The following is a 19,406-nucleotide window of genomic DNA, read 5'->3' as shown; positions in this document are numbered from 1 at the left end:
AATACACGTATTTAAATATCTTCGTATGTTACGATATTCGTTATTCCAAACCCTTGGATAACAACCGATTTAAGGTGGTTATTGCAGCGGGGCTCACCTCTTCCCATTTCGAACAGAGCAGTTAAGCCCGTTAGCGCAGATGGTACTGCATTTATGTGGGAGAGTATGTCGTCGCCTTTCTTTTGAGAACCCCTAGTCTTCACAGACTAGGGGTTTTTTGTTTATATGGAGCGACGTGTTCGGCCTTTGGCCTCGGTTCGTCGCCTTTCTTTTGAGAACCCTCATCATTTATTTGGTGAGGGTTTTTTGTTTTATGCAGATTCGATGATTTGCAGATTCGATGATTTGCCAGGTTGCGTAAAGGAGTTCGTTTTCCGAATTAAAAACGCAGTCCTTGTATATTTTCTGCAAACCAAGGCGCATCCGCAAATAAGCGAATAGGCTTTTCCTTATTCGATATTTGCATAAACAAACTCAGTCTCTGAATAAAAAATGCAGTAATTAAATACTTTCTGCAAACCAAGGCGCATCCGCGCATCGGCAAATAAGCGAATAGGCTTTTATTCGCTGGTACCTATTGTATTGTTGGCTTATTCGCGGATTTGTTTATTCGCTGATTTGCCAGGTTGCGTAAAGGAGTTCGTTTTTCCGAATTAAAAACGCAGTCCTGGTATATTTTCTACAAACCAAGGCGCATCCGCGCTTCCGTAAATAAGCGAATAGGCTTTTCCTTATTCGATATTTGCATAAACAAACTCAGTCTCTGAATAAAAAATGCAGTAATTAAATACTTTCTGCAAACCAAGGCGCATCCGCGCATCGGCAAATAAGCGAATAGGCTTTTATTCGCTGGTGCCAGCGTCACGCTGGTACCTATTTATGTTTGTTGCTGATTCGTTGATTTGCTGATTCGTTTATTCGAGGGGTGTCAGTAGAATATGCATTTTGTAGAAATGGTTAGTCACTAGCAGAGTTATTTATTCACTAGTTGATGTAAAGGTGTTCAACTTCCGAATAAAAAATGCAGTAATTAAATACTTTCTACAAACCAAGGCGCATCCGCGCATCCGCAAATAAACGAATAGGCTTTTAATTGTGCGCACCAGCAAGATGCTGGCGCGAGCGGCGTTTTAGCGAGGTTGCGTAAAGGAGTTATTTTCCGCATTAAAAATGTAGTCCTGAAATCCTTTCCGCAAACTAAGGCGCATCCGCGCATCCGCAAATAAACGAATCAGCTTCTCCTTGGGTTCAATTCCGAGTAAAAATTGCAATCCTTAAATCCTTTGTACAAAATATGGCGCATCCGCGCATCCGCAAATCATCGAATAAGCGCCAAGGCAAATCAACGAATCAGCTTTTCCTTGGGTTCAATTCCGAATAAAAAATGCAGCTATTTAATACTTTCTGCAAACCAAGGCGAATTTGCGCATCGGCAAATCAGCGAATCCGCAAATCCGCGCATCCGCAAATCCGCGAATAAGCGTTTTCTTGGAGTTCGTTTTCCGAATAAAAATTGCAATCCTTAAATCCTTTCCGCAAACTAAGGCGCATCCGCGCATCCGCAAATCAACGAATAAGCCCTAGGTAAAGTTTTTCCAAGGATAAACAAAAAAACCAGACGGTAAGGTCTGGTTTTTTGTTTATTCATCGTGTAAGAATGCCTGTCGTTGTAAGAGAACTTCTTCGCTTTCGACGTGATTGTCGTCGGGTACACAGCAATCTACGGGGCATACCGCTGCACACTGAGGTTCTTCGTGAAAACCTTTACATTCGGTGCATTTTCCGGGTACTATGTAGTATAAGTCGTCAGAAATAGGATCTTGTGCCTCTTCTGCATCCACTTCGGTTCCATCGGGTAGAACGATTTTGCCGGATAGACGGGTACCGTCCTTATATCTCCAGTCGTCTGCTCCTTCATATATCGCTGTATTTGGACATTCTGGTTCGCATGCACCGCAGTTGATGCATTCGTCAGTTATTATGATTGCCATAGCTTATATCTTTTATATTTATTATATGTAACTTTGTTACAAAAATACGCCCAAAACAATTCACAAACAAATCAATATGATTTTAGACGATAAAAAAACCGCATTTATAGCTTTAGGACATTTTCTCAAACAGTTTTCTCAGACTCCCTATGTACGCGATGAGCAACTAGTGGGTAATGAGGCGTTTTTTACGCGTTTTGAGCAGGCGATGGCCTCGGCAGTACATTACAACGGCTGGTTCACCTTAGATCAGGTACAAATCGCCGTGCGCTCATGGAGTGATGCATTGACGGAGCAGCAGCTAGATCAGTGGGCCTTGCCTTATGATTTCGAGCGGGAACCCCTAAAAAATGTCGGGCTGATATTGGCTGGAAACATCCCTTTAGTGGGCTTTCACGATTTCTTATCCGTGTTGTTTTCCGGAAATAGGGTGTCGGTAAAAATGTCTTCGAACGATCAAAAGCTCTTGCCGATATTAGCGGAGTATTTGTGTTTGGTACAACCGGCTTTTGCGGAGCGCATTCACTTTGTCGAAGAGCGTTTGGCGGATTTCGATGCGGTGATCGCGACGGGAAGCAATAACACCTCCCGTTATTTTGAATACTATTTTAGCAAGGTGCCCAACATCATCCGAAAAAACAGAAATTCGGTTGCTGTGTTAAACGGTGCGGAAACGCAGGATGAGCTAATTGGCTTGGGCAGTGATATCTTCACGTTTTTCGGTTTGGGATGCCGCAACGTATCCAAGCTGTACGTTCCGAAAGCTTATGATTTCGACGCATTTTTTAAGGCGATGTTCGAATTTCAAGAGGTGATTCACTACGAGAAGTACTCCAATAATTACGATTACAACAAAGCGGTGTTTTTGATGAGCAATTTTAAACTGTTGGACAACGAGTTTTTGACCATCAAGGAAGACACCTCCTTTGCATCGCCGATATCCTCGGTTTTTTACGAGTATTACGACGATGTGGAGCAGCTTAAAAACGACTTAATACGCGATGAAGAAAAGATTCAGTGTATCGTTTCCAATGACCTCATTGCGGATTCCATTCCCTTTGGGCAAACGCAGTTTCCGCGATTGTGGGATTATGCCGATGGTGTGGATACCCTGAGCTTCTTACTAAAACTATAAGGGTATGAAGATGCATAATTTTAGTGCCGGACCGTGTGTGTTGCCGTCGATTGTTTACAGTCAGGCCGCCGAAGCCGTATTGAATTTCGAAAATTCAGGCTTGTCGATTTTGGAAATATCGCATCGCAGCAGTGCGTTTGTCGCCGTTTTGGAGGAAGCCAGGGATTTGGTGTTGAAACTGATGAATTTGGATGCGTCCCAATACAGTGCTTTGTTTTTACAGGGCAGCGCGAGTATGGAATTTTTGCGGGTACCCGTCAATCTCATGCGCAGCAAAGCCGCTTATATCAATACGGGAACTTGGTCTACCAAGGCGATTGCCGAAGCCCGTGCATTTGGCGAAGTCGCGGTTATCGCGTCTTCAGCCGATCGGAATTTTAGTTATATACCCACCGATTTTATCGTGGATTCGCAGTTTGACTATTTGCATTTTACTTCGAACAACACCATATACGGCACGCAGTTTACCGCTGTGCCGCAGGCTAGCGTTCCCTTGGTGTGCGACATGAGTTCCGATATTTTTTCGCGGGTCTTGGACTTTAGTGCATTCGATGTCATTTATGCCGGAGTGCAAAAAAACATCGGTCCTGCGGGATCGAGTTTGGTTGTGGTTAAAAATGAGGTGCTGGGCAAGACCGGTCGGTCGATTCCCAGTATGCTGGATTACCAGCAACACCTCAATCACGACAATCTCTATCATACGGCCAATGTGTTTGGGGTGTATACCAGTTTGTTAAACCTGCGTTGGTTAAACGACTTGGGTGGAGTTGCTGCCATAGAAGCCAAGAACGAGGAGAAGGCAAACCGCCTTTATCGGGCCATTGATGGTTTGGATATGATAACGGGCATGGCGGAACGGGAATTTCGTTCCAAGATGAATGCGACCTTCCGATTTAAAGACAACAGCTTGGACGCGGTATTTGACGAGTGCTGTCGTCAGGCGAATATAGTAAATATAAAGGGGCACCGAAATGTAGGGGGGTATCGCGCATCGATGTACAATGCCCTACCTATAGAGAGTGTCGATGTTCTGGTACAAGTACTGGAACAACTTAAACATAAAGCATGATCATGAAAATATTAGTCAGTGAGACACTACCCGTTTTTGTAGAAAACGATTTAAAGGTGCGCGGATTTGAAATCATACAAGTAAAAGTGGCGCAAGAGCAATTGGCCAATTACATCAATACCCATGAGATTGCGGTGTTACTGCTTCAAAAGGGACGCAAAATCACCCGATTGCTCATCGACAGCTGTGCGGGATTGAAGTATATCATCATCGCGGACAGTCAGATTGATTTGGAGTATATCGACTATGCCGTACGCCATGGGGTACAGGTCATGTGGGCAGAGAAAACCCTTGCCAATGCGACCGCGGAGTTGGTTATGGCCCATTTGCTCACCGGCAGTAGATTGCTGCAGGAATCCAATAGAAATATGCCCTTAGAGGGCGAAGTAAATTTTAAGGGACTCCAAAAAGCCTATGCCAATGGCGTGGAATTGGCTGGAAAAACCATGGGTATAATCGGCATGAACCCGGCCGGACAGTTGGTGGCTCAAAAGGCTCTCGGTATGGGGATGCATGTGGTGTATTGGGATGCGGATATCGCGGCGGTTCGCCGGGAAGTCGTTCTGGCAGGCGGTATGCACTTCGAGATGAAACTAGACGGGATATCGATGGATGCCGTATTGGAGCAGGCCCATTTTCTCAGCGTGCACACCACGCACTTTGAACGCTATATTTTGAATAAAGAGGCGTTTGACAAGGCGATACACCTAATAGGTGTGATCAACTGCGCCTATCCCGAAGCGGTTAACGAGGTACATTTAGTCGATTTGCTCAACGATGAAAAGATATTATTTGCGGGATTGGACCGTTTTGAAGAGGAACCCAATCCGGCCATACAAGTACTGATGCAACCGGGAATTTCCCTATCGCCAAACATTAATGGGGCATCTAATGAGGTACAACAACTAATTTGGCTCGAAATATGTGAATTATTCGCTAAGTGTGAATAAATTTTAAGTAACTTAGATTAGTTTTTAAATCGAAAAATTATGTTAGAGCAAATTAAACAAATCATTGAACAAGTCAGTTCAAAAGAAGCTGGAGCACAGGGAATGTCTTCTGAGCTGACCTCGTCTGTCGTACAAGCTACGGGAGGCTCGATTGTTTCGGGTTTAAAAGAGTCCATCACCAATGGAAATTTTAGCCAATTGACCGATTTATTTCAAGGATCCGGGAATATAGCCTCCAATGGAGCGGTAACATCTATCGTTTCAAATTTGGTGGGGACCCTTTCGAGCAAGCTGGGAATAGATTCTGGAGTAGCCAATAATTTTGCCGGTTCCGTAGTGCCGCAGATCATCGGTATGGTGGTTACCAAGGCAAAGGATTCCAATTTGTCGATGACGGATTTGATGGGGTCGCTAGCAGGGGGTTCGGGTTCTTCGGGACTTTTGGATTCGCTCGGCGGTTTGGGACTCGATCAAAACAAAGATGGAAAAGTAGGCTTGGACGATGCGGTTTCCGCACTGAAGGGCTTCTTCAAATAGATAAAAAAAAACGCTAGAATGAATGTTCTAGCGTTTTTTTTTAGTCCTTTTCGAAAGCGGTTATACTTGAATGACACCCAAGTTAAAGGCGCGTTCGATTGGCGCGTGATCAGCGGCTTCTATGCCCATAGAAATCCATGTACGGGTTTCCAAGGGATCGATAATCGCATCGGTCCACAATCTGGAAGCCGCGTAATAGGGCGAAACCTGCTTGTCGTAGCGCTCTTTTATTTTGTTAAACATTTCGGTTTCTTTTTCCGGAGTGATTTCTTCCCCTTTGGCCTTGAGTGAAGAAGCTTCGATTTGCAACAATACCTTAGCCGCTTGCGAACCGCCCATAACGGCCAATTCGGCACTTGGCCAAGCAAAGATCAATCGGGGGTCGTAGGCCTTTCCACACATGGCGTAGTTTCCTGCTCCATAAGAATTGCCGACGATTACCGTAAATTTGGGAACCACGGAGTTACTCACCGCATTGACCATCTTTGCGCCGTCTTTGATAATTCCACCGTGTTCCGATTTGGAGCCCACCATAAAACCGGTGACGTCTTGTACAAAGACCAACGGTATTTTTTTCTGGTTGCAATTGGCTATAAATCGAGTCGACTTATCCGCACTATCGGAATAAATTACCCCGCCAAACTGCATTTCTCCTTTTTTGGTTTTCACCACTTTTCGTTGGTTAGCAACGATTCCAACTGCCCAACCATCGATACGCGCATAGCCCGTAATAATGCTTTGGCCATAGCCCGCTTTGTACTCTTCGAATTCCGAATCGTCTACCAAGCGCTTGATGATTTCCATCATGTCGTATTGCTCGGTTCTCGCCTTGGGAAGTATGCCGTAGATATCGTTGGGATCCAAGGCCGGTTTTAAGGGTTTTACCCGATTGTAACCCGCTTTGGTAAAATCGCCTATTTTTCCAATGATGTTTTTTATGGTGTCCAAAGCATCTTTGTCGTCTTTGGACTTGTAATCGGTTACCCCCGATATTTCGCAATGCGTTGTAGCACCACCCAGGGTTTCGTTATCGATGTTTTCGCCAATGGCCGCTTTGACCAAATAACTACCCGCAAGGAAAATACTGCCGGTTTTGTCAACGATAAGGGCTTCGTCGCTCATGATCGGCAAATAGGCCCCTCCGGCAACACAGCTGCCCATAACCGCAGCAATTTGGGTAATTCCCATACTGCTCATCAGGGCATTATTTCTAAATATACGGCCAAAGTGTTCTTTGTCCGGGAAAATTTCGTCTTGTAAGGGAAGGTATACCCCAGCACTATCTACGAGATAAATGATGGGAAGCCGGTTTTCCATAGCGATTTCCTGCGCTCTCAAATTCTTTTTTGCCGTGATGGGAAACCAAGCACCTGCTTTTACCGTGGCGTCGTTGGCAACGACTATACACTGTTTGCCTTGGATATAACCGATTTTAACCACCACACCTCCAGACGGGCAACCCCCGTGTTCCTCATACATACCATCGCCGACAAAGGCACCGATTTCAATGGATTTGGCGTCGGTGTCCAATAGGTAATCAATACGTTCTCTGGCGGTTAGCTTTCCCGATAGGTGGAGCTTTTCAATTCGCTTTTCTCCACCACCTAGTTTTACTTTTGCATATAGACGTTTTAAATCTGATAAAAGCAACTTGTTGTGGTCTTCATTTTTATTGAAGTTAATATCCATATTATATAGGCCTTATTTTGATTGTTAATGTTTTATTCTTGACTGCTAAAATACAAAATCCTTTATAATTAAAACAGCTACTAAACAAGTTATAATTGACGTATTGCGATTAACGGTCTGCGGTATTGCCAAGGGGGAAAAATGCCGAGGTGAACTGCTCGCATCGTAGTTGTTTAATTAATCGATCAAAGGCGGATTGACAAACCGATTTGCTGCTAACAACGGCTTTAACGGCCATTTTGCCAGGGTTACTAGGGATGGATATCGGTTGGCTCGTCGAGTTCCGGTCGGTTTTTAACGGCGTCGAGGTCCGCGAAAGGCGTGGAATTTCTTGCACAGCGGTTATTTTTTGAACGAATAATGCTATCGACTTGCTTTTTTATGGGTTAACTTTGGAATACAACTATAAAAATTATCCCCTATGAGTATCATTCAGAAACCCCATTTTAAGCCAAAATACGACAATTATATCAACGGTGCATTCGTGCCTCCAGCAAGCGGTAAGTATTTTGATGTTATTTCACCTTTAGATGGGAAGGTATTTTCTCAAGCGGCACATTCCGGAAAAGAAGATATAGATCAGGCAGTAGAAGCCGCAGATCGGGCGTTTAAAACATGGAGTAAGGTTTCTTCTAAAGACAGAAGTGCGCTTTTACACCAAATCGCCCAGGTAATGGAAGACAATCTGGAGTATATTGCAGCGGTCGAAACCATTGATAACGGTAAGGCTGTACGCGAAACTTTAGGTGCAGATGTGCCTTTGGCCGTCGATCACTTACGCTATTTTGCATCGGTGATCCGATCGGAAGAGAGCTCGATTACCGAATTGGACGAAAACACCGTATCCATAGCCTTGGAAGAACCCTTGGGCGTGATTGCTCAGATTATTCCTTGGAACTTTCCGTTGCTTATGGCATTTTGGAAACTGGCACCGGCTTTGGCCGCGGGAAATACCATAGTGTTAAAACCGGCAGAAAGCACGCCGATTTCAATCCTGATTGTCATGGAGTTGATTGGTTCGCTATTGCCACCGGGCGTGTTAAACGTAATCAATGGATTTGGTGCAGAAATGGGCCGTCATCTCGTTGCACATCCGAAAGTGTCCAAAGCGGCCTTTACCGGATCTACTGCTACGGGTAGAATGATCATGCAATACGCCTCTGAAAATGTGATTCCCGTTACTTTGGAATTGGGAGGTAAATCGCCCAACATCTTTTTCCCTTCTATAGCCGACCACGACGATGCCTTTTTTGACAAAGCCGTTGAAGGTGCCGTGCTCTTCGCCTTTAATCAAGGAGAGGTGTGCACGTGTCCTTCGCGCTTATTGGTACACGAGTCTATTTACGACAAGTTTATCGCCAAGGTAATCGAACGCACCGAGGCCATTAAGTTTGGAAATCCATTGGATTCCACCACCATGATGGGGGCGCAGGCCTCTAAAGTGCAGTACGAAAAAATATTGTCGTACATCAAATTGGGTAAAGAAGAAGGTGCTGAGCTGCTGACTGGAGGAGAGGCTAATGCCATCCCGGGCTTGGAAGGCGGTTATTATATCAAGCCCACTATTTTTAAGGGACACAATAAAATGCGTATCTTTCAAGAGGAAATCTTCGGTCCGGTATTGGCTGTGACCACTTTTAAAACCACAGAGGAAGCCATTGAGATTGCCAACGATACGATTTACGGATTGGGTGCAGGGGTTTGGACCCGCGATGCACACGAGATCTATCAAGTGCCAAGAGCGATTCAAGCGGGTAGAGTATGGGTAAATCAATACCATTCCTATCCGGCAGGTGCCCCTTTTGGCGGTTACAAACAATCGGGATTTGGTCGTGAAAACCACAAGATGATGCTCAACCATTACCGTCAAGTTAAAAACATGCTGATCTCGTATGACAAAAACAAACAAGGTCTTTTTTAAATTATACACTCGAGCTGCTTTGTACAAAGCAGCTCTTTTTTTATTGGAGCTATGATGATCAAGAGAATTGAAGCGACAGCCGAGGCTGTTGCACTGATAAGAGAATTGCAAGCCGCACACGGCGAACTGATGTTTTACCAAGCCGGAGGCTGCTGTGAGGGCACGCAACCCTTGTGTCTACACAAAGGCGGTATACTCAAGCGATTGGGCGATGTGTGTGTAGGCGAAATTGAAGGGGTTGAGTTTTGGATGGATAAAGACCTGTTTGAATATTGGAAACACGCCCACTACACCTTAGACGTAGTACAGGGTTATGGCACCGGAGGTTTTTCGTTGGAAGTGCCGCTGGGAAAGACCTTTAAAATCGATTATAGAATTTATACCCCAGAGGAAGAAACCCGCTTAGAGCCGCTATTGGCCATCGAAAGTTAGCACTCCCTGGCGCACAACTCTTGGTATTGTTTTGGGGTGATTCCCTCGTGTTTTTTAAACAGGCGAATGAAGTAGTTGCTGTCTTCAAAACCGCTGAGATAACTCACTTCTTTGATGGAGATAAAGGGAGAACTCAATATTTCTTTGGCTTTGTTGAGTTTCTGTTCAATGATAAACTCGATCGGACTGATGCCGAGTTCCCGTTTAAAATAGCGGTATAGCGTAGATGGGCTCATACAAGCCTGATTGCACAACTGCGTTAAATTACCCGATTTCTCGGGGTTTTCCTCGATAAATGTCACCAACGACTGAATCAGCGAGGGTTTCTTTTTGCCCTGATCAGCGGTTAGCAATCTGTTTTGTTGCTGCATAACGCCCAACAACAGCTGTTCGAGCTGCGTATCTTCCCAATTGTCTTGAGTCGTTTTCTCCTTTCCCCGTAGATCCCACGTTATTTTTTGAAAGAGCCGATGGATTGCGGCATTTTCCACTATGGAATGCCCCTGCAAACCCAAAGACCATTCGTGGTCTAACTTGGGGCTGGTCTCGTTGATATACTGCGTTTTTTCGCGTAGAAATTCCGGATTGATCGCTATGGTGGTACACTGAGTGGGCTGCGATGGAGAAGCCCGAGGGAAATCGACCTGAAGTGCACTGTTTTTGGGCAGTATCAAGGTTTGATTTTTGTGGAAGCTAAACGAATCCTGGGTTTTTAATCGTATTTTTTTATAGCCGTTGATGATGTGAGAGAACACCGGTTGGGTAAAATTCAACGGTATGCGGTGCATCGCCTGGTGAATTTCGGTAAAATACACTTCGCAATTATCGGTTTTCCAAACGGTATGTCCTTCGGTGAAGTCCTCGTTTAGTTGGGAATGCGCAAGTGAAGGAGTAGAAAAAGGGAGCATTTTGATATCCATTATACAGTTGAATGATGAATTTACAAAATGTTTTCCGAAAATGTTTTATAGTTTTGTTAAAATCGGTCTTTTAAATCAGTACGGGATTTAGAACGCTAAATCCCGTAGCTGTTTTAATCTTCTCTTTGGCCCATCATCATGAGATAGGCTTTGAGGAATTGGTCGATGTCGCCGTTCATCACGGAATCCACATCGGTTGATTCGTGTTGTGTACGCACGTCTTTAACCAATTTATAAGGGTGCATGACGTAATTTCTGATTTGAGAGCCCCATTCGATTTTTTTCTTATTGGCCTCAATCTCGTCGCGCTTGGCTTGGCGTTTTTTTAGTTCAATTTCATACAATTGCGATTTTAGCAACTGCATGGCCTTGGTCTTGTTGTCCAATTGCGAACGCGTTTCCGAGTTTTCAATGATAATTCCCGTCGGATGGTGACGCAGGCGCACGGCGGTTTCTACCTTATTGACGTTCTGACCACCGGCACCGCTCGATCGCATGGTTTCCCAAGAGATGTCCGAAGCACTGATGTCGATTTGTATGGTGTCGTCCGCCAAGGGATACACATATACAGAGGCAAAGGAGGTGTGTCGCTTGGCATTGCTGTCAAAAGGGGAAATGCGCACCAGGCGGTGCACGCCGTTTTCGCCTTTTAGATAGCCAAAGGCAAACTCGCCTTCGAACTCCAAGGTCACGGTTTTTACACCGGCTACCTCGCCTTCTTGAAAGTTGAGTTCCTTGATCTTATACCCGCTTTTTTCCGCCCACATCATATACATACGCATCAACATAGCCGCCCAATCGCAGCTCTCCGTTCCGCCAGCTCCCGCAGTGATCTGTATCACCGCACTGAGACTGTCTCCTTCGTCGGAAAGCATGTTTTTGAACTCCAGGTTTTCGATCAATGCTATCGTATCGCGATAATGTTCGGTAACCTCGGCTTCATCGACCTCTGCTGCGGCATAAAACTCCAGCAACAACTGCAGTTCTTCCAAGCTGTTTTGAGCTTCTTGATAACCCTCCACCCACTTCTTTTTGGAACGCAAGTTCTTGACCAGTATTTCCGCTTCCTTGGGGTGATTCCAGAAATCAGGAGCAAAAGTCTTCTCTTCTTCGTTGGCAATTTCTATTAATTTCTGATCGACGTCAAAGATATCGTCTTAAGGCACCAAGCCGGTCAATAATATTCTTTACATGTTCAGTGTTTATCATAATTTCCTTACTTTTATAGCCACAAAAATAGTTATTCCTTTTTGAAATATGGAAATTAATTTAGTTAGCGATACCATCACCAAACCAAGCCCCGAAATGGTGGAATACATGATGAAGGCCAGAGTGGGTGATGACGTATATAGATTGGACGAAAGTACCAATGAATTAGAAAAGACAATAGCCGATTTATTTGGAATGGAGGCCGCCTTGTTTTTTCCTTCCGGTACCATGGCCAATCAGGTCGCCATTAAACTGCACACCAATCCGGGCGAGCGTTTGATCTGCGACAGCGATTCGCATGTATATGCCTATGAGTCGGGCGGACCTGCTTTTCACAGTGGGGTCGCTTGTACCTTGTTGGCGGGAAACCGCGGGCGGATCAATGCGGATCAGGTTCGGGAAGCTTATACCGACGATTCCAATGTGCACTATGCCGCAACTACGCTGGTTTGCGTGGAAAACACCACCAATAAAGGAGGAGGGGCGTGCTATGACATCAACGAGTTGGTCAAGATCAAACAGGTCTGTGTGGAAACCGGAATGAAATACCACTTAGACGGCGCCCGATTGTGGAATGCCTTAGTAGCTAAACAATTGCATCCCCGTCAATTTGGCGAACTCTTCGATACCATTTCGGTCTGTCTGTCCAAGGGCTTAGGTGCTCCCATGGGATCGGTACTGTTGGGATCCAAAGCGGATATGCAAAAGGCCATGCGCCTGAGAAAACTCTTTGGCGGAGGTATGCGCCAAACGGGCTATATGGCTGCAGCGGGTTTATTCGCCCTCAAGAACAATGTGAGCCGCTTGCAACGCGATCATTATAGAGCCAAGCAGTTGGAGTTGTTATTGCTTAAGAAGGGATGGGTGAAACACGTGGAACCGGTGCAAACCAACATCGTAATCTTTAATTTAAAGGAAGGGTATAGTCCCAGCGTTTTGATGGAACGATTAAAGGCTAAAAACATCTTAATCAGTACCATGGGGGGCGGTTTGTTACGCATGGTGACGCATTTGGATTATCGGGAGGTCATGCATGAATATGTAATGGAAACCCTCACGAATTTAGATATTTAGGTGACTCGTAATAAATCCAATCTCAATACTGTCGGTAAATCAGTATTAAAAGTTTTGTTATTAAGCAGTAGTAGGCTCCGGTTTACTACTGTTTTTTTATTCATCCTAAATACTACTTAGAGAATATAAGAATCAGTACGTAGATAGTTTACCTGGGAGAAAAAAACATACGGACGATTTTCTTTTACTAATCAGTCGGGTTATATCGAGCTGTTTTGAATAGTATAGCGTATCCGATACCTTTTTGAAAGTAAACTGATTTGCTGCAAAATATGCAACAAAAAACAGAGCGTTTTAGTTGTTTGTGGTTGTTTTTATATGTAACCGGAGTTCTATTAAAAAAATTGCAAAATCGGAGTGATTTATTTTGAATTTAAATAGGTGATGAACAAGCTTATTCTTGCGGTTGGGTATCTGATTTTAAAGTGCTTAACATGTTTCATGGTGCGCATCTCCGTAGATAAGATTACTAAAAATGTTTACTTAACCGCTGAGTTTTGTATTCAATTTGAAGCCTCTATTAGTCCGGATTTCATAGGAAATGCTCCAGAGCGGAAGCCACGCATGTCGAATAGCGCAATAATTACCCTGATGATACTCTTCCAATGGGATGGATGTCGAAAGAGGAAATACTTTTATTTGAATTATGTTTAAAAACACTTGCAATCCGAATTCTTAATCCACTTTCCTATAACCGCTTTTCGCAGCTGATGCAAAAAACCGATTTACCCAAGACCCTAGTCTTAAAAACGTATTGCCTAGGTAAGTAAACAGGAATTTCATTGGTCGATTCTACTGCTATCAGGAGATGCAAAAGCAAGCGGGTTAAACACAATAAGGTTTCAAAGACATCGCTACCGTAGGGACGTCTATGGTGGGCAGGTTCTTTGGTTTTAAGCTCGACCTAAGTGTAAATGACCGGGGGTGTATTTTGAATATGTGACTGCTAAGGACGATGTAAATGGTAGGTAATTCTTAAAAATGAGTGTGTTTTACAAAGTATAAAGAAAAAACTCTATGATGACAAAAAATACCTTTAATACGAACTGACCAGTATTCTTTTTCGTAAGCGGATTACAGTGGTAGTTGTCTATTTTTTAATTAATGTGCTTTATATAAGGGTGCTTTGAAATGCAAAGAACAGTTTTTTTTCAATTTTGCTATACGATTATTTGTTTTAATAGCTGTTTAGTGCAGATTTAGTAGCGATGGGTTTTGTATAAATTTGATTTTCAGTTGCTTAGTAAATTTAATTGTGGTAACTTGACCTAAAAGATGTAAATGGTTGCATCAGTAATTTATATAATATACGATATTATGGCAAAATTTGTAATACAAAAAGAAAGCGAAGAACAATTTTCATGGATTTTAAAAACGAATAGTGACGAAGTATTATTGACTAGCGTGACCTTTACGACCAAAGAGAATTGTCTGGCAGGTATTGAAAATAGCAAAAAATATCTGGCAGCGGGAAATTTTAAGGATTTGGTATCGGTTAGAGATGAACCTTATTTCAACCAGTTGGGGCGCAATTATCAGGTTTTGGGTACCAGTCCTATGTACGAAACGGAGGACGATAAAAATGTAGGCATTGAAAATGTCAAGCGAAAAGTGCCAACGGCAATTATTGAGGACTTGGTTTAAGTGATTGCCACTCTAAGTTGAAAGGCTAGTATTTAGGTCTGGTTGTATGGAGTGATTAGCTATATAAAACTGTAAAACACCATAAAACAAAACAGGGGCGGCTAAGGTTTACGCATAACAAAAATGCAAAATTTAACGATGGAGACGAAGCTATTTTTGTGGTATTGCGTATGTTAGCTCTACAACAAACTTTAAGCAACCCAGAGCATTTTTCCCCCAGCTTATCTTATAATAGTTCTTGATGTATATAATTTAGTGTTTTATGAGGCGAAACGCATTGGAAGCGGAACGCTCTTACGCGTAAAAGCGTTAACTGTACTCGGATTTATCTTATGCTCTAGCTTTGCTGTTTTAAAGAGTTTCAACAAAAATATATAATTAACAATTCTGATTTTTTTGGAATCGGAAATAATTGTAGTTTTGTTTAGAATTATTATAAATATGGAAAAGTTAAAACAGCGCTGGGGAATTGAATCCAATTTTCAAATTGCGGTTATTTTCGTCGTTTTTGCTATAACAGGATCGACCGCTTCTTGGGTGACCAAACCCATACTGGATTTTCTGGGCATAACGCGAGAAGCGATGAGTCCTTTTTTGTATTGGTTTTTGAGAATCTTCTTAATACTGCCGGTTTACAAAGTCTTATTGTTGTTTTTCGGAACGGTTTTCGGCCAGCGCCTATTCTTTTGGAATTTCGTTAAGAAAATGCTGCAACGCATGGGCTTTAGCTTTTTATACCGCTAAGCGATTTTTTGTGTATAATAAAGATACAAGGGCGTTTGTGTAAATCAACCGAGTGTTTTTTCCATTCTGCTATAGATTTTGTTTTGATGTATTCTGTCGGTAAAGTAATATCGCAGGCAATACACAATTGGGTTTGCGGATGTAACGCTGAAATCATCTCTTCGATTATCTGATTATTTCTGTAGGGAGTTTCTATAAACAACTGAGACTGATCGCGATCGGACGATATCTTTTCTAAATTTTTTAAAGCGGCTTTCTTCTCCGATTTGTCTATGGGTAGATAGCCGTTAAAAGCAAAACTCTGCCCATTCATACCCGAGGCCATTAGCGATAATAATATCGAGGATGGACCTACCAACGGGACTACACCTATATTCTTTTCATGGGCTATCTTGACGATTACCGCTCCCGGATCTGCAACACCCGGACAGCCAGCCTCACTCATAACGCCCACGTTTTTTCCCTCTAACAGCGGTTGTATGTATTGGTAATGACTACTTACTTCGGTGTGTTTGTTTAAGGGAAACAGAATTAAATCGGCTTGTACTTTTGTCGGACAAATCGCTTTAATAAATCGACGGGCGGTTTTTTCGTTTTCTACGATGTAAATATCGATCAACTCTATGGCGCGCTTAACGCTTTGTGGCAATACCTCCTCTGGGGGAGTATCGTCGCCTAAGGTGATGGGGATTAAGTAAAGCTTGCCTAGAGTCGAAGTCATATCCATGATTTTTTTTCAAATTTACTAATTATTTATCGGAACCGCAGAACAGAGCGGCACTTAAAAAATTCTATTGGACTTGCCGTCGTTCGAAATTTTAATCTGTAGCTCGCCTGTAGGTACTTGGTTTTCGATGGTGCACTTTGTATGCTGTTTGTACCTCGTTTGTATATAAGTGTTGTAATACCAACGCTTTCACCTGTTTTTAAGATTCGATCTGTAGGCTGTTTGTATGTAATTTGTATTTGCTCGATTGGCCCTGTAGGTACCGCTTAAAGGGCTTCGAAAACCGAAGACAATACTCTTAATTGAGTTTGGTAATATTGATCGCTTAAACGCGAGGGGAATACGTCAAAAACATGTATGGCCCCCGGTATCACTTGCAGTTCAACGGCAACTCCAGCTTGTAGGAGCTTTTGAGCATATTCAATGGCTTCGTCGCGTAATGGATCCAATTCGCAGGCCATGATAAAAGCCGGCGGCAGATTGGAAAAATCTGTAGCTGACAGTGGACTTGCATAAGGAGATACGGGAAGGCTGTGGTCTGTTAAATACAGTTTCCACGAACTCTTTGCTCCAGAATAATCCCAAATCGGACTGGCTGTAAATTCTAACATGGAAGGACTCGAACAACTGTAGTCGGTAACTGGATAGCTCAACAACTGAAAGTGGATCTGAGGGCCTTTTTTGTCGCGAGCCATTTGGGTTAGTGCAGTGGCTAAAGCGCCACCTGCGCTTCTGCCGCCTACGATGATTTTTTGTGGATCAATACCGATTTCGCTACCGTGATGAGTCAGCCATAACAAAGCCGCATAACCATCTTCGATGGCAGCGGGGAAGGGAGATTCCGGTGCCAATCGGTAGGCTACTGAAACTACCGTATAACCGCTATCTGGTGCCAAACGATAAAAGAGCTCATCCGACTGTTCGGGGTTTCCAAAAACAAATCCCCCACCGTGAAAATACAGCAATACCCGACTGGCCTCGGCTCCCCGCTGTCGGTAAACGCGCAGGCGTACCTCGGGACTGCTCGGATGTAAACCCGGTATCGATCGGTTCTCGACAACGAGTCCTGCAGGTGCGGGAACCACCGCTTCTTGAGCGGCGAGTACCGCCTCTTGTCGCCTGATTTCTAATGGGTCACTAGCCAGTAATTCGGCATAGGGAATGTCGAGCCAGGGGTTGTTTTCCAAGCTTGGAGCCAATTCTTGATTGGTACGCGAGGGGACTCGCGCACCAACTATAGATTGATTGGTACGCGAGGGGACTCGCGCACCAACTATAGATTGATTGGTATGCGAGGGACTTATTGGCACGCGAGGGACTTTTTGGCACGCGAGAGGACTAATTGGCACGCGAGAGACTTATTGGCACGCGGGACTCGCGCGCCAACTATAGATTGATTGGTACGCGAGGGGACTCGCGCACCAACTATAGGAGAGGACTCGCGCACCAACGCCAACTATCAACTAATGTTCTAGTAATTTTTTGGAAAGCAGATGGCAAACTTCATCGAGAAGCTGATATACTTGCTCAAAGCCGTCGTCACCGCCGAAATAAGGATCGGGAACTTCGGATAAGTGGCTTTTGGGATGTTCGTCTAATATCAGCTGTACTTTATCAATGGCTTGTTGGTGAGGGGCCATCGCGATGACATTGCTGTAGTTGGATCGATCCATCATATAGATGTAGTCGAAGGTTTCAAAATCAGAAACCTGAAACTGTCGCGCTCTTTGCGCACTGAGGTCAATTTTATTTTTTTGGGCAATGGCAATCGAACGCTTGTCGGGTGTTTGACCGACATGCCAGTCGCCAGTGCCGGCGGAGTCGACTTCAAACAAATCCATGGGAAGCTTGGCTTGAAGGATTCCCTCGGCAAGAGGAGATCGACAAATATTGCCCAAACAAACCATAAGAATCTTAGTAGTCATTACATATTGAATTTTTTGTTGATATCGTCGTGGTATTTCTTAAACTGCTTGTCGGTTTCCAACAGGTTATCGATGGTTTTACAAGCGTGCAGTACCGTAGCATGATCGCGATCGCCAATCTGGGAACCGATATTCGCCAACGAGGCTTTGGTGTATTTCTTGGCAAAGAACATCGCTAATTGACGCGCCTGTACGATATGTCTCTTACGGGTTTTGGAACGCAGGGTTTCTATGTCCAAAGAGAAATAATCGGAAACCACTTTTTGGATGTAGTCGATGGATACTTCCTTTTTGACATTCTTTACAAATTTTTCAACAACCTGTTTGGCCAATTCAATGGTTACTTCACGTTTGTTAAAAGAAGACTGCGCAATTAAAGAGATAATAGCCCCTTCGAGCTCTCTGACGTTGGTCTTTACGTTTTTAGCGACGTATTCCACAATGTCATCGGGCATTTCCACCCCATCTCTGTAGAGTATCCCCTTTAAAATAGCGGTACGCGTTTCGAAATCGGGATGTTGAATTTCTGCGGATAAACCCCATTTAAAGCGAGACAGCAGGCGTTGCTCGATGTCTTGCATGTCTACCGGTGCCTTGTCGGAAGTAAGTATGACTTGCTTGCCGTTTTGGTGTAGGTAGTTAAAGATGTGGAAAAACACATCTTGGGTTCCGGCCTTTCCCGATAAAAATTGAATATCATCAACAATCAATACGTCGATCAACTGATAGAAGTAAATAAAGTCGTTTCTGGTTTGCTTGCGCACCGAGTCCACGTATTGTTGGGTAAATACTTCCGCAGAAATATACAAAACGGTTTTCTCGGGGTGAATTTCTTTAATTTCCACGCCTATTGCATGTGCCAGGTGGGTTTTTCCCAAACCGACACCGCCGAAGAGCATCAACGGATTAAAGGAGGTTCCTCCGGGCTTGTTGGCTACGGCCAAACCGGCAGAGCGCGCTAAGCGGTTGGAATCGCCTTCCAAGAAATTGTCGAAGCTGTAATTGGCATTGAGTTGGGATTCGATTTTGACATTGCGAATGCCCGGTATGATAAATGGATTTTTTAATTCGGGGTTTTTGTTCTGAATAGGCACGTCGAGTTCTTGGGTTCGCACCGGAGCTCGCTGGGCACTGGGTAATTGTTCGGTGTAGGGTTGTTTGTTTCCAATAGTGTTCTCCATTTGGATTTTATACAATAACTTTGCACCCGACCCAAGTTCTTTAGTTAAGGCTACTTTTAAAATTTTGACATAATGCTCCTCGAGCCATTCGTAAAAGAATTTACTAGGGACTTGAATATACAATGCGTTTTCTGTGAGTTCTATAGCTTTTATAGGTTCAAACCAAGTTTTAAAAGCTTGCTCCTGGATGTTGTCTTTTATAAAAAGAAGACAATTAGTCCATACAGATTGTGCAGTCTTGTTTGTATAATCGAGCAT

General features: G+C 43.8%; 18 protein-coding genes and 1 rRNA gene. 11 read left to right on the top strand and 8 right to left on the bottom strand.

The annotated features are described in order from the left end of the window. Nucleotides 1-70 precede the first annotated feature (70 nt). Nucleotides 71-180: ribosomal RNA gene (gene rrf, locus ACQZ43_RS00095) — 5S ribosomal RNA — on the top strand. Between the two features lie 1,460 nt (nucleotides 181-1,640). On the opposite strand, the gene ACQZ43_RS00090 is transcribed toward rrf, so the two are convergent. Continuing rightward, nucleotides 1,641-1,991, bottom strand: a complete 351-nt coding sequence (locus ACQZ43_RS00090) for a 4Fe-4S dicluster domain-containing protein (RefSeq protein ID WP_430613774.1) — start codon at nucleotides 1,989-1,991, stop codon at nucleotides 1,641-1,643. Between the two features lie 76 nt (nucleotides 1,992-2,067). Between ACQZ43_RS00090 and ACQZ43_RS00085 the strand changes: the two genes are divergently transcribed. The 4 genes from ACQZ43_RS00085 to ACQZ43_RS00070 are packed head-to-tail and all read left to right on the top strand — an operon-like array spanning nucleotide 2,068 to nucleotide 5,682. Then, nucleotides 2,068-3,126 (top strand): acyl-CoA reductase, encoded by a 1,059-nt coding sequence (locus tag ACQZ43_RS00085; RefSeq protein ID WP_430613772.1) that lies wholly within the window; start codon nucleotides 2,068-2,070, stop codon nucleotides 3,124-3,126. A gap of 4 nt (nucleotides 3,127-3,130) precedes the next feature. Beyond that, a complete protein-coding gene (gene serC / locus ACQZ43_RS00080; protein ID WP_430613771.1) occupies nucleotides 3,131-4,195 on the top strand; it encodes a 3-phosphoserine/phosphohydroxythreonine transaminase in 1,065 nt (354 codons plus the stop codon). 2 nt (nucleotides 4,196-4,197) lie between these two features. Continuing rightward, a complete protein-coding gene (locus ACQZ43_RS00075; protein WP_430613770.1) occupies nucleotides 4,198-5,145 on the top strand; it encodes an NAD(P)-dependent oxidoreductase in 948 nt (315 codons plus the stop codon). 39 nt (nucleotides 5,146-5,184) lie between these two features. Beyond that, nucleotides 5,185-5,682: a hypothetical protein gene (locus ACQZ43_RS00070; RefSeq protein ID WP_430613768.1), complete on the top strand. Its 498-nt coding sequence runs from the start codon at nucleotides 5,185-5,187 to the stop codon at nucleotides 5,680-5,682. Between the two features lie 60 nt (nucleotides 5,683-5,742). Here ACQZ43_RS00070 and ACQZ43_RS00065 read toward each other — a convergent pair whose 3' ends face one another. Continuing rightward, nucleotides 5,743-7,371, bottom strand: a complete 1,629-nt coding sequence (locus tag ACQZ43_RS00065; protein ID WP_430613767.1) for an acyl-CoA carboxylase subunit beta — start codon at nucleotides 7,369-7,371, stop codon at nucleotides 5,743-5,745. A gap of 421 nt (nucleotides 7,372-7,792) precedes the next feature. On the opposite strand from ACQZ43_RS00065, the gene ACQZ43_RS00060 reads away from it, so the two are divergent. Both ACQZ43_RS00060 and ACQZ43_RS00055 read left to right on the top strand, forming a co-directional pair. Beyond that, entirely contained in the window at nucleotides 7,793-9,292 is a 1,500-nt protein-coding gene (locus ACQZ43_RS00060; RefSeq protein WP_430613766.1) for an aldehyde dehydrogenase family protein, read from the top strand. Between the two features lie 54 nt (nucleotides 9,293-9,346). After that, nucleotides 9,347-9,724: a DUF779 domain-containing protein gene (locus tag ACQZ43_RS00055; protein WP_430615718.1), complete on the top strand. Its 378-nt coding sequence runs from the start codon at nucleotides 9,347-9,349 to the stop codon at nucleotides 9,722-9,724. Here ACQZ43_RS00055 and ACQZ43_RS00050 read toward each other — a convergent pair. After that, a complete protein-coding gene (locus tag ACQZ43_RS00050) occupies nucleotides 9,721-10,644 on the bottom strand; it encodes a helix-turn-helix domain-containing protein (protein ID WP_430613765.1) in 924 nt (307 codons plus the stop codon). The two genes, ACQZ43_RS00055 and ACQZ43_RS00050, sit on opposite strands and share 4 nt — an antisense overlap. 113 nt (nucleotides 10,645-10,757) lie before the next feature. Then, a protein-coding gene (gene prfB / locus ACQZ43_RS00045; protein ID WP_430613764.1) for a peptide chain release factor 2 occupies nucleotides 10,758-11,853 on the bottom strand; the annotation gives its coding sequence in 2 pieces (ribosomal slippage) (nucleotides 10,758-11,789 and nucleotides 11,791-11,853; 1,095 coding nt in all). A 48-nt stretch (nucleotides 11,854-11,901) separates the two neighbouring features. On the opposite strand from prfB, the gene ACQZ43_RS00040 reads away from it, so the two are divergent. The 4 genes from ACQZ43_RS00040 (at nucleotide 11,902) to ACQZ43_RS00025 (ending at nucleotide 15,315) form a co-directional block, all read left to right on the top strand. Beyond that, nucleotides 11,902-12,927, top strand: coding sequence for a threonine aldolase family protein (locus ACQZ43_RS00040; protein ID WP_430613763.1), 1,026 nt, complete (start codon nucleotides 11,902-11,904; stop codon nucleotides 12,925-12,927). A gap of 850 nt (nucleotides 12,928-13,777) precedes the next feature. Beyond that, a complete protein-coding gene (locus ACQZ43_RS00035) occupies nucleotides 13,778-13,870 on the top strand; it encodes a hypothetical protein (RefSeq protein WP_430615716.1) in 93 nt (30 codons plus the stop codon). Between the two features lie 374 nt (nucleotides 13,871-14,244). Beyond that, nucleotides 14,245-14,571 carry a YegP family protein gene (locus ACQZ43_RS00030; RefSeq protein WP_430613762.1) on the top strand — a complete coding sequence of 109 codons (327 nt, stop codon included), beginning with the start codon at nucleotides 14,245-14,247 and terminating at the stop codon, nucleotides 14,569-14,571. Between the two features lie 441 nt (nucleotides 14,572-15,012). Next, entirely contained in the window at nucleotides 15,013-15,315 is a 303-nt protein-coding gene (locus ACQZ43_RS00025; RefSeq protein ID WP_430613761.1) for a DUF6787 family protein, read from the top strand. Here the strand turns inward: ACQZ43_RS00025 and ACQZ43_RS00020 are convergent. From ACQZ43_RS00020 to dnaA, 4 genes are all read right to left on the bottom strand, one after another. Beyond that, nucleotides 15,296-16,042, bottom strand: a complete 747-nt coding sequence (locus ACQZ43_RS00020; protein WP_430613759.1) for an SAM-dependent methyltransferase — start codon at nucleotides 16,040-16,042, stop codon at nucleotides 15,296-15,298. The two genes, ACQZ43_RS00025 and ACQZ43_RS00020, sit on opposite strands and share 20 nt — an antisense overlap. Before the next feature lie 266 nt (nucleotides 16,043-16,308). After that, nucleotides 16,309-17,352 carry an alpha/beta hydrolase gene (locus ACQZ43_RS00015; protein WP_430613758.1) on the bottom strand — a complete coding sequence of 348 codons (1,044 nt, stop codon included), beginning with the start codon at nucleotides 17,350-17,352 and terminating at the stop codon, nucleotides 16,309-16,311. A gap of 153 nt (nucleotides 17,353-17,505) precedes the next feature. After that, a complete protein-coding gene (locus tag ACQZ43_RS00010; RefSeq protein ID WP_430613756.1) occupies nucleotides 17,506-17,967 on the bottom strand; it encodes a low molecular weight protein-tyrosine-phosphatase in 462 nt (153 codons plus the stop codon). After that, nucleotides 17,967-19,406, bottom strand: a complete 1,440-nt coding sequence (dnaA, locus tag ACQZ43_RS00005; protein WP_430613755.1) for a chromosomal replication initiator protein DnaA — start codon at nucleotides 19,404-19,406, stop codon at nucleotides 17,967-17,969. Before dnaA ends, ACQZ43_RS00010 begins: the two co-directional genes overlap by 1 nt.

The sequence above is a fragment of the Flavobacterium sp. JP2137 genome (assembly GCF_050562195.1).
Taxonomy (GTDB): domain Bacteria; phylum Bacteroidota; class Bacteroidia; order Flavobacteriales; family Flavobacteriaceae; genus Flavobacterium.
This window is presented reverse-complemented; position numbering and strand designations above follow the sequence as displayed.

Coding starts and splice junctions, on each gene's coding strand:
- ACQZ43_RS00075 (WP_430613770.1), top strand. CDS start 4,198: ATGAAAATATTAGTCAGTGAGACACTACCCGTTTTTGTAGAAAACGAT.
- ACQZ43_RS00010 (WP_430613756.1), bottom strand. CDS start 17,967: ATGACTACTAAGATTCTTATGGTTTGTTTGGGCAATATTTGTCGATCT.
- ACQZ43_RS00030 (WP_430613762.1), top strand. CDS start 14,245: ATGGCAAAATTTGTAATACAAAAAGAAAGCGAAGAACAATTTTCATGG.
- ACQZ43_RS00070 (WP_430613768.1), top strand. CDS start 5,185: ATGTTAGAGCAAATTAAACAAATCATTGAACAAGTCAGTTCAAAAGAA.
- ACQZ43_RS00060 (WP_430613766.1), top strand. CDS start 7,793: ATGAGTATCATTCAGAAACCCCATTTTAAGCCAAAATACGACAATTAT.
- ACQZ43_RS00050 (WP_430613765.1), bottom strand. CDS start 10,644: ATGGATATCAAAATGCTCCCTTTTTCTACTCCTTCACTTGCGCATTCC.
- ACQZ43_RS00055 (WP_430615718.1), top strand. CDS start 9,347: ATGATCAAGAGAATTGAAGCGACAGCCGAGGCTGTTGCACTGATAAGA.
- ACQZ43_RS00020 (WP_430613759.1), bottom strand. CDS start 16,042: ATGGATATGACTTCGACTCTAGGCAAGCTTTACTTAATCCCCATCACC.
- serC (WP_430613771.1), top strand. CDS start 3,131: ATGAAGATGCATAATTTTAGTGCCGGACCGTGTGTGTTGCCGTCGATT.
- ACQZ43_RS00025 (WP_430613761.1), top strand. CDS start 15,013: ATGGAAAAGTTAAAACAGCGCTGGGGAATTGAATCCAATTTTCAAATT.
- dnaA (WP_430613755.1), bottom strand. CDS start 19,406: ATGCTCGATTATACAAACAAGACTGCACAATCTGTATGGACTAATTGT.
- ACQZ43_RS00085 (WP_430613772.1), top strand. CDS start 2,068: ATGATTTTAGACGATAAAAAAACCGCATTTATAGCTTTAGGACATTTT.
- ACQZ43_RS00090 (WP_430613774.1), bottom strand. CDS start 1,991: ATGGCAATCATAATAACTGACGAATGCATCAACTGCGGTGCATGCGAA.
- ACQZ43_RS00040 (WP_430613763.1), top strand. CDS start 11,902: ATGGAAATTAATTTAGTTAGCGATACCATCACCAAACCAAGCCCCGAA.
- ACQZ43_RS00065 (WP_430613767.1), bottom strand. CDS start 7,371: ATGGATATTAACTTCAATAAAAATGAAGACCACAACAAGTTGCTTTTA.